This window comes from Hymenobacter terricola (assembly GCF_017921975.2).
Classification (GTDB): domain Bacteria; phylum Bacteroidota; class Bacteroidia; order Cytophagales; family Hymenobacteraceae; genus Hymenobacter; species Hymenobacter terricola.
Map to the genome: position 1 here is coordinate 1 of NZ_JAGEMO020000152.1, position 5,926 is coordinate 5,926.

The following is a 5,926-nucleotide window of genomic DNA, read 5'->3' on the forward strand; positions in this document are numbered from 1 at the left end:
TCTTGCTGGTGCCCTCCGTGGTGGACCGATACGTTTTGTCGATTTTGCCGAACATCTTGCTCACCCGCTCGGCCGTGGCCGTGTTGGTGGTGCGGCCCCAAAACTGGTTTCCTAGGTTGGCCAGAATCATCTCGGATTCCTGCCGACTTGTCAGGGCCTCCATTTGGGCCACGTCCTGCACGGCGTACACCGTGGCCACTTTGTTACTGCGGGCCGTGGCCGGTAGCTGGGCAAAGTTTGGGATAAAGAGGGTCGGCGCTTCATCGAGCAGCACCAGGCTCGGCAAGCGGCCCTGCTGATTCATCCGCTTGATGGCCGTGGCCACGATGAGGGAAATGAGCGGGGAAAAGGTCGTGCTCAGGGTCGGGTCGTTGCCTACCACCAACACGCCCGGCGTGTCGGCGTGGTTCAGGTCGAGCGGCACCTGGTCGCCGCTCATCACCCAAAAAATCTCGGGGGTGTTGAGCACCGCTAGGTAATTCTGAATAGTCGAGAACACGCCCGCAATCGTGTTTTCCGATTTGCTGGCGCTGGCAATCGAGGCAATCAGGCCGCGCACTTCCTCGTCCTGCTGCAAGGTTGCCAGCAGCTGCGCCGCGTCGGCCTCTAAAATCATGCTCACGGCGGCCGGCAAGCTGCACTGCTGGGGGTGGTTGCGGCGCAAGTACCAAATGCAGCCAGCCAGCAGCACCTCGCCCGACTGAATCCAGAAATTGCGCTGCTGGGCGGCTTTCGCGTCCAAGTTGGTAATGATGGTGGCCGCGGCCTCGCGGGCAAAGCTGGCGGTGGCCAGCAGCTGCGGGGCGAGCGGGTTTACCCGGTGGCTGCGCGTGAGGTCGGTGAAATTGACGAAGTAGGGCGTGACGGTACCGCCCGCGTAGCTGCCGGCCACTTCCTCGGCCAGCGTGGGAAATTTAAAGTCATAGACAACGCCGGTTAAGCCCAACGCGCCCGCCTGCTGAAGAATGGGCTCAATAATCGACTTGCTTTTGCCACTGCCCGCGCCGCCGGCAATGAAGGTGCCCCGGAACGGATTGCCTAGCCGCACATTCGGGCCGCTGGTGGTACGCAGCACGAAATTCAGCGGCTGGTCCCCGCCGCCGGGCTGCGCGGCCGGCTCGGGGCTGGAAAAGGCCCGAAACACGTTGTAGCCAAGCCAGCCCAGCAGCACCCACGTAACGAGCCCGCCCACCCCCAGCACGCGCCCGCGACGGTGGCCAGCAGAAACAGGGTGGCGAAGCGCACGAAGGACACCGTCCAATCGTCCGGGGCCTGGCGCAACCGGATGGCCTGGTACAAGCCCCGCGACACCGGGGGCAGTGCCTGGTGCAGCCCCAGGGCCGCGAGATGAGCTATCGCCGCGTAAACCAGGGCCGCTATCAAATGGCCCACCCAAAAGGAAATTGTCGTCATGCCGGCAAGGTAAAACGGCTGGCGCTACGGTGCGGCTTTGCCTCCAAAGGAGCCCAAAACAGGGCAGTAAACCGGGGTACAAGACCGCACAAATAAGCACAACAATAGGCGGTTATACCATTGATTACCAATAATATATACTTTATAAAATGCGCGCAAATTACTGGCTTCTAGGACTTTGCTGTTTTTGTTTGGGCTGCGCCGCTCGGGCCGGTCGCCCACCAGAACAGCCCTAAATGCCTTTTTCCCTCACGCGAAACACAACTTGTGATATTTTACTTATTTGTCTTATTTGAGGGGTTCACAAGTAATTGATTTACAGTATATTATATCACTTAAAACGAAGGGTTAATGCATTAAAACGAAGGTTTCGTGTGTGAGAACAGTAGGTTTCGTGTGTGAAAACGAAGGTTTCGTGTGTGAGAACCGAAGGTTTCGTGTGTGAAAACGAAGATACAAAACAAAGACTTTTATAATACCCTTCGTTTTGTCGTATAATTACCCTGGGATTAGCTAGAAGCCTCTTATGAATCAGGAATTAGAAGTTCGCCAACACAACGCGCTGACCAATGCCCGGTACGAGTACACCGAATTGCAACTAGACCTGCTGTTCTTCCTGCTTTCTAAGTTGCGCAAGAACAACACTACTGGCGTTTATGAACTAGTAATTAAGGAGTTATCTGAAATTACGGGCAAGCGATACGATTACACCTATTTGCGGAAAGCCACTGAAGGAATGGGCTCTCGAATGTTTGAAGTAGAATCTGACGCTCAGGTACTTCAGCTTTGGATGTTTCGATATGTAAAGTATCTGAAGGGGCAGGGAATCATCGAAATCAAGCTTTCTGAGGAAATGCTTCCCTACTTGTTCGACCTGAAAAACAACTTTACCTCGTTCGAGCTGCTGTCAGCCCTGCGTTTGACTAGCAAGCATGCTAAGCGCATTTACACCATTTGCAGCCAGTGGAAGGACTTGGGTGAAACGAAAAAGTTTGATATTCTAGAGTTGAAGCGAAAGCTGGGCCTAGTCGATGAAAAGGGCAAAGAAGAATACACTGAAATTACCATGTTCAAGAAATTCGTCTTGGACGTGGCCGTGCGGCAAATCAACGAGCACACCGATTTACGTATCAGCTATGAGCTAGAAAAGCGCGTCAGAAGCTATAAAAACGTTGTTTTCAAAGTCGAGCTGCAAGCGGTGGATATAGTGGCTACGCTGCCCGACTTGGGAGCCACGGCCCAAACGTTGCCGGGTGTTGCAGCGCACCAGGTGGAAAATGCTGGCCGGCTACTCGCGCAGCTGAGCATCACCACCCCCAACCTGGTGGCGCAAATCTTGGCTAGTCCTGCGCACGTCGCCGCCTGTAACAAGTTCGCCCACGACCTAAAAACGGGCAAACACGCCAAAGCACATTCGCTCTCGGGCCTGCTACTTACCATCCTGGGCTTGAAAAAAACCAGTGCTGGGCCACTATTTGACAAGGCTACCAAAGCTCGATAATGAGCCAGTGGGATTGTCTGCTTTAAAGCTATTTTGATTTCAATAGTAGTTGCAGTCTTTGCATAATCGCCCGGCCACCATTGGTGTTCATCGTTAGGTGAGCGCCTCTAGCTTGTCCAGCGGTGTATGCGATTATGTTCCGGTTTTGACGTGTTGGCAACTGCCATTCAGCTGCGCGACGGGTCGCTACGATTAGCGCGTTTCCCGCTATTGCTCGCGGAACAAGCTCTTCTTTTACGTATTGGCACACCAAGGTCTTGGATTCAAGGTTCCCTCTTGGCTCTTTGAAGCTTTGAGAGTGGTATGGATACATTTCCAAGCAAGCAACATGCTGACTAATGTGCTGTAATGCTTCCTGCAATGAGAACCCATTTCGCTTTACTAGCTCTTCAGCAATAGAACGAAACCTTGCCTGCCACCACTGCCCGCCAGCAGTCCATGCAAACTGAGGGTCCAGAAAGAAGAAGGGATAAGGGTCTGCACCATTTTGCTGCCCTAAGTTGCGTTTGATTGCGGCAGCGTAAGCAGGCGTGTGGTGCAAAGCGTAATAGTCTCCCGCGCTAAACCCTGGGTTCAATAGCAGGATGAAAATGGACGCCTGGGCCAAATTTCCTACAAATGGTTGGGGCAACAAGCTTAAATGAAATTTGGTGGACTGCCCTCCAAAGTCTTCGCTCTTTACAAATGCATCATAGCTGCGATAATCAAGCAACCTGTTGCCGTGGTTAATCAGTTGTTGGTCGCCTGGGAGAATGCGCGGAAAGCGACTAGGCGAGAAGTCCTGCCACGCTTTCACAAGGGGCGGAATGGGTATGTTTTTAGTCATTCAGCTAAAAATTACAAGACTTGATACCTCCCCTATTTGCCAAATACACGTTGCCAAAACCCTTTCCGGGCGGGCTCGGCCATGCGGGCGGCAATCCCTTCCACTAGCTGGGTCAGCTGCTCTACTTGCACCTGCAAGTCGCGGGGGCTGGCCGGCAACTGCGATTGGGTGAGCTGGCCCTGACAGAAGGAACGCATGTCCTCGTTCACGAACTGGCCGATGGTCTTGCCGGCGCGCTGGGCGGTTTTCTCCACGATGGCCCGCGTTTCCATGTCCACCCCCCGAATGGCCCAAAGGCCCGTATCCGGGGCTTTGCGGGGCCTGCCTCCCTTCGCTTTGGGTTTTGTTGTGTTTTGTTTCGATTCTGTTTCGGCCGTTTCAGCGGGCGCTAAACTTAACTCGGGTTCTGTTGCCGCCGTTTCGGGAAGTGTTATACTTAACTCGGGTTCTGTTGCGGCTCCTGCGGCGGGAGTTACACTTAACTCCGGTTTTGTTGCTCCCTTTGGCTGCTTCATCGGGTTTTGTTAAACGTTTAGTTTAACAGCTAATGTAGCGCGTTTCGGGGGATTGGGTTTTGTGCAACAAAACCCAAGGTTTAGTTTTTACAACACAACCGACTGTCTACTTGGTATTTATTTCTGTGACTGCTCAAAGCTGAACCACTGCGACAGATGTTAAGCTGGGTCGGCGGCCTTGTGGTCGGTGTCAGCCGCGTTAGCGGTGCCCTCCGCAATGGCGCGCAACGCCCATCCTTGTTCCTCCTGGTGGGTAATGAGCTGCGCCGTGTGCGTCGCCCCGGCCACGTCGCCCGCCTGCACCTGGGCCTTGGCAATGTCAGACAGATAGTAGGACCGGAAGAAGCCGCTTCTCGAATCGCCCTCGCTGAATCTTTCAGCGTACTCTCGCGCCTGCACCAGCGTGCGCCGGGCGGCTTCGGTGTCGCCGGCCTGCTGCTGAGCCGCCGCAATCCGCTTCATCACGCTCACGTACCGAAATCCGGTGACGGTGGCCGCCAGCCACTGCGCCCCGGTCACGTCGCCCCGTTGCAGCAGCACTTGCACCACCTCCCCGATGAGGTCGCCCTTCGTATCGGCGTGAGGCAGCCGCTGCGCGGTGGCCACGGCCGCCAGCAGTTCGCCGGCCTGCACCTGGGCCTTGGCCACGGCCTGCACGGTTGCGATGTCGGAGTATCCGTATCCGCTCGGAAAGGGATTGATGGCGCGCACGGCTCCCGCGAGGTCGCCGGTCCGTATCAACTCCTGCACCTGCTCGAAGTAGCGGTACCCCCGCGCTCGGGCCGCGTCTTCGTCGCGTTTGTCGGCCCGCTTCTGCGCGGGGGTCCACTGCTCACGCGGGGTCAGCATCCTGACTATCGCGGGGTCCGGTTTCTGGTCGAACAAACTAGGACTTTTGGCCGGTTTGGGAGTGGCTTTCTTTCCCTCTTGTTTCTTCATTTTGTCCCTTAACATAAGATTGGTTATAAGCGCCTTCTCGGAATCGTGGTAGGTTTTGGCCTCCTTCTGGGACGCGGCCGGCGTGGTACTTTTCCGGTGGGGGGCCTCATTTACGGGGCTGTTTCCGTTGCCTCCAACTGCGCGAAATGCCTGGCGCTGTCCAGCCGGTTGTAAGTGTTGTAGTTGGTCCCGGTGCCGCCGCCGCTTCGGGTGTAGCTGTAGCCGCGCTGCATCAGGGCCTGGAACTGGGCGCTGGTGGTGTCGCACTTGATGGTACCGAGTGGGTTCAGCTGCTGGTCGTAAAATCTGAAGGTGGCTTCCATGACCGTGTGTTTACTGTTTGCAATTGCAAAATCAGAGGTGCGTGGGGGTGGTGCTCAGGTCCAACTCAATGTAGTGCTGGCGGGGCGGCAGGGCCTCCAATTCCTGCACCATCGCCGCCATCTCGGCCGCGAAGGGAAACACCCGGCCGGGTTCCTCGACCAGCACCAGGGGCGGAAACACCGGGCGCGGGGCGGGCGGGTCGGGATAATTGGGGTCGCCGCTGGGGTACTGCGGATACAGCCGGTCCAGCTCGCCGCGTATCATGGCCAGGTCAATGTCGCCGGCCACGTAGAACTTGTAGAGCTGCACCAGCTCCGGGCTGGGGCCGCCGCCGTCGGCGCTGCCGGCCGCGAACGCCCACGACACCGTTCCCCACCGCTGCGCGGGGGTGCGCTCGGTGCGGGCGAA

Annotated in this window: 8 protein-coding genes; 1 reads left to right on the forward strand and 7 read right to left on the reverse strand. The window is 56.5% G+C overall.

Annotation, left to right across the window (positions count from 1 at the left end; all coding sequences use genetic code 11):
- A partial coding sequence (locus tag J4G38_RS27670; protein ID WP_226164029.1) for a type IV secretory system conjugative DNA transfer family protein occupies positions 1-1,144 on the reverse strand: 1,144 nt, incomplete at its 3' end.
- Positions 1,081-1,413 carry a hypothetical protein gene (locus J4G38_RS27675; protein WP_226164032.1) on the reverse strand — a complete coding sequence of 111 codons (333 nt, stop codon included), beginning with the start codon at positions 1,411-1,413 and terminating at the stop codon, positions 1,081-1,083. The genes J4G38_RS27675 and J4G38_RS27670, both read right to left, overlap by 64 nt.
- Positions 1,414-1,939: 526 nt before the next feature.
- Here J4G38_RS27675 and J4G38_RS27680 point away from each other — a divergent pair.
- Positions 1,940-2,914 carry a replication initiation protein gene (locus tag J4G38_RS27680; protein ID WP_210522118.1) on the forward strand — a complete coding sequence of 325 codons (975 nt, stop codon included), beginning with the start codon at positions 1,940-1,942 and terminating at the stop codon, positions 2,912-2,914.
- Between the two features lie 28 nt (positions 2,915-2,942).
- Here J4G38_RS27680 and J4G38_RS27685 read toward each other — a convergent pair whose 3' ends face one another.
- The 5 genes from J4G38_RS27685 to J4G38_RS27705 all read right to left on the reverse strand — a co-directional run.
- Positions 2,943-3,740 carry a hypothetical protein gene (locus J4G38_RS27685; RefSeq protein WP_226164035.1) on the reverse strand — a complete coding sequence of 266 codons (798 nt, stop codon included), beginning with the start codon at positions 3,738-3,740 and terminating at the stop codon, positions 2,943-2,945.
- 32 nt (positions 3,741-3,772) lie between these two features.
- Positions 3,773-4,018 (reverse strand): hypothetical protein, encoded by a 246-nt coding sequence (locus tag J4G38_RS27690; RefSeq protein WP_226164038.1) that lies wholly within the window; start codon positions 4,016-4,018, stop codon positions 3,773-3,775.
- A 396-nt stretch (positions 4,019-4,414) separates the two neighbouring features.
- Positions 4,415-5,104, reverse strand: coding sequence for a hypothetical protein (locus J4G38_RS27695; protein ID WP_210522111.1), 690 nt, complete (start codon positions 5,102-5,104; stop codon positions 4,415-4,417).
- A gap of 200 nt (positions 5,105-5,304) precedes the next feature.
- Positions 5,305-5,517 carry a hypothetical protein gene (locus J4G38_RS27700; protein ID WP_210522112.1) on the reverse strand — a complete coding sequence of 71 codons (213 nt, stop codon included), beginning with the start codon at positions 5,515-5,517 and terminating at the stop codon, positions 5,305-5,307.
- A gap of 31 nt (positions 5,518-5,548) precedes the next feature.
- The coding region (locus tag J4G38_RS27705; protein WP_226164041.1) for a hypothetical protein at positions 5,549-5,926 on the reverse strand (378 nt) is incomplete at its 5' end.

What these genes read in the sequence shown, in the direction of transcription:
- J4G38_RS27695 (WP_210522111.1), bottom strand. Translation starts at nt 5,104, where the DNA reads ATGCTGACCCCGCGTGAGCAGTGGACCCCCGCGCAGAAGCGGGCCGAC.
- J4G38_RS27675 (WP_226164032.1), bottom strand. Translation starts at nt 1,413, where the DNA reads ATGACGACAATTTCCTTTTGGGTGGGCCATTTGATAGCGGCCCTGGTT.
- J4G38_RS27685 (WP_226164035.1), bottom strand. Translation starts at nt 3,740, where the DNA reads ATGACTAAAAACATACCCATTCCGCCCCTTGTGAAAGCGTGGCAGGAC.
- J4G38_RS27680 (WP_210522118.1), top strand. Translation starts at nt 1,940, where the DNA reads ATGAATCAGGAATTAGAAGTTCGCCAACACAACGCGCTGACCAATGCC.
- J4G38_RS27700 (WP_210522112.1), bottom strand. Translation starts at nt 5,517, where the DNA reads ATGGAAGCCACCTTCAGATTTTACGACCAGCAGCTGAACCCACTCGGT.